The sequence below is a fragment of the Dialister sp. genome, assembly GCF_036343215.1.
GTDB lineage: Bacteria > Bacillota > Negativicutes > Veillonellales > Dialisteraceae > Dialister.
Genome location: NZ_JAZASU010000162.1, coordinates 1 through 2,606, shown reverse-complemented (window position 1 = coordinate 2,606; position 2,606 = coordinate 1). Strand labels below are relative to the sequence as shown.

3 protein-coding genes are annotated in these 2,606 nt (G+C 45.5%); all 3 read left to right on the top strand.

All coding sequences use genetic code 11. The features are described from left to right. The coding region (locus VZT47_RS10020) for a rhamnan synthesis F family protein (protein WP_330224820.1) at nt 1-1,131 on the top strand (1,131 nt) is incomplete at its 5' end. A 53-nt stretch (nt 1,132-1,184) separates the two neighbouring features. Further along, complete coding sequence (locus VZT47_RS10015) at nt 1,185-2,384, top strand: hypothetical protein (RefSeq protein ID WP_330224819.1); 1,200 nt, start codon at nt 1,185-1,187, stop codon at nt 2,382-2,384. Nucleotides 2,385-2,399: 15 nt separating this feature from the next. Next, the coding region (locus VZT47_RS10010) for a hypothetical protein (protein WP_330224818.1) at nt 2,400-2,606 on the top strand (207 nt) is incomplete at its 3' end.

Below are 2,606 nucleotides of genomic sequence, written 5' to 3'. Positions count from 1 at the left end.
TATATGAATCGCCTTTGTATCTTTCCAGTATTTTCAGAAGACGGCAAACTGGATAGCAGCACCCTGTATCTTTTGAATCATGTGAAGACATTGTTCCGTAAGATTGTCTTTGTGGTGAACGGCGAATTGGAAGAGATGGGTACCGCGGCTTTATGCGGATTTTCAGATTGCGTTTTCTTCCGACCGAACGAGGGATACGATGCCGGCGCCTGGCAATATGCCTTGCTGCATCTGCTTTCCCAAGAGGAACTGCAGGAATATGATGAACTTTTTTTCCTCAATGATACCTGTTTCGGACCTGTCGGTTCGATAGACAAAGCAGTTGAGGAGATGGAGAACAGAAACTTAGACCTGTGGGGGCTTACGGAATATCATCTCGACGAAATCCCCTACAATCACATTCAATCCTTTTTCCTCTGCTTCTCCAAGCATCTTTTTTCGTCTGATGTCTTTTGGAAATATTGGGAAGAGACGGAATTCAATGTTCATTCAAAAAGCTTCCTGATTGCGACGTTCGAACTGGAGCTTACCCATTATTTTGAAGAAAGAGGATTTCGGACAGGTGCCTTTTCTTCAGATTGCGGACACAGCTTGTATTCCAACCCAATCCGATTTCTGGAGGAAGGGGTTCCTTTCGTAAAAAAGAAATCTTTCAATCCTTCCGGACACTATATCACGTCAGCGGAATACCGAAAACTGATGAAGCGACTGTCTGAAATTGGCTATCCGGTCTCTGTTATTCGGGAGTATATGCAGAAGAAAAAATGGGATGAGGGAGCTTTCGCAGAAGAACTTCCTACTCCGGAGCAGCACAAAGCGACAGAGGAAGTCCTGAAATGGGTGAAAAAGTTTGACCGTGTTCTTTTTTATGGAGACACAACAGAAGGCTCATATATCATTCGGAAGGCTGATGTGAAAGACAAGGCTTTCGTGATTTCGGATGGGTGCTATGCAACAGATCACATCGGTGAATTCCCGGTGATTCCGGCAAGCCGGGTGGCTGATGATGACTCCGGTCTCGTAATCATGCTTCGCCCCAGGCATTGGAAAAGCATAACGCCAGTTCTTCAGGAGAAGGGCATCCCGTCAGAAAATATCTTCTATTACTGGAATGGAAACGAGCAGGATTAGGTAATCTTCTTGCATAATATGTGAGAAGAAGGTGATTTTCCTCATAAAATGTGATGACTGATCAAAGCAGACAATACCAAAACTATATCAGCCGCCAGGAAAATTACAAAGTCATTGTCTACGGCATCGGCGGGACGCTGAAGGACGCAATCGGCTATATCCGCCTGCGCTTTGACATCGTCGGGTGTTCTGACAGCAATCCGGCAAAGGAGGATAATGATGTCATTCCCGACATTCCGTTTTATGAGAAGGCGGAACTGTCTTCCGCAGACTATGATTACATCCTGATCGTCAGCGCAGCGGATTCTGAAATTAAAGAGGATCTGATCCGGCACTTCCATATTCCGGAAGAGAAGCTCCTGCTGCGGAACCAGTGGGACAGGATGGTTTTTCATTATTCATATGGTGAAAAAAATCCGGACAAAACTTTCTATGTACTGTCTAAGCCTATTCGGAAGAGGAACGGAATCTACTCGATCAATTTCAGCTTTCTTGATCAGCTGGAGCGAATAGAAAAAGCGGGATATATTCCGGTCATCGACATGCAAAACTTTGAATCCCAGTATTTGCTGCCGGAGCAGGTTGGTACAGTCAATGCATGGAATCAGTTTTATGAACCCCTGTCCTCCTTTACAGTCGACGAGGTATATCGGAGCAGAAATGTAATTGCGGGTTTTGACAGCAATTACTATGTTGAGGATTTTGAGAAAAAATATAATTACCAGGAATGCAAGACTGTCTATCAAAAATATTTTCATCTGAATTCGGAAATGAAAGCAACTGTTAAAGCCGAGTATGATAGGTTGTTTCCAGGGAGGGGAAAAGTCCTGGGCGTTCTCTTCCGGGGGACGGATATGAATGCTCTCCATCTGCCTCATCATGCCATTCAACCGTCCATTCAGGAAATGATTGAGATTGTGAGAAGGCGGAAGGCTGAGTGGGGGTGCAATTCCATATATCTGACCACGGAATCCGAAGAAGCCGTGCAGGCCTTTTCACAGACATTCGGAGATGCGGTTTTCTATACTGACCAGGCCCGCTTTTCTGATACGGGAGACAAGTGGCTGGCGAATATTCATTTTGAACGGGAGAATGATCCCTATCTTCGAGGGAAAGAGTATATTACGACCATATCCCTTCTTTCTTTGTGCAACTGTATAGCGGGCGGAATCTGCGCGGCCAGCCTGTGTGCCCCTTTGCAGAAAGAAGGGGAGTACGAGCACATAGAATTCGTAAACAAGGGCTATTTCTGATCGGGCGGCGATGCTATGACTCTGAAGGAATTTCCTGATCAAGACATTTTAGATAGAGAGACTATTTTCCTGCTGAGTGCTTCCTCTTCGTCAGCAGCAGGTTTTGAAAAGTCATATCCTGACCATCAATGTTCCTTCATCGACACTTCCGGTCACGTTCCGCTCGACTTTTCGCCCATCCGTGAGACCATCGGGCGGGGAGAGGGCTTTTCCATAATTATT

Coding starts and splice junctions, on each gene's coding strand:
- VZT47_RS10015 (WP_330224819.1), top strand. CDS start 1,185: ATGACTGATCAAAGCAGACAATACCAAAACTATATCAGCCGCCAGGAA.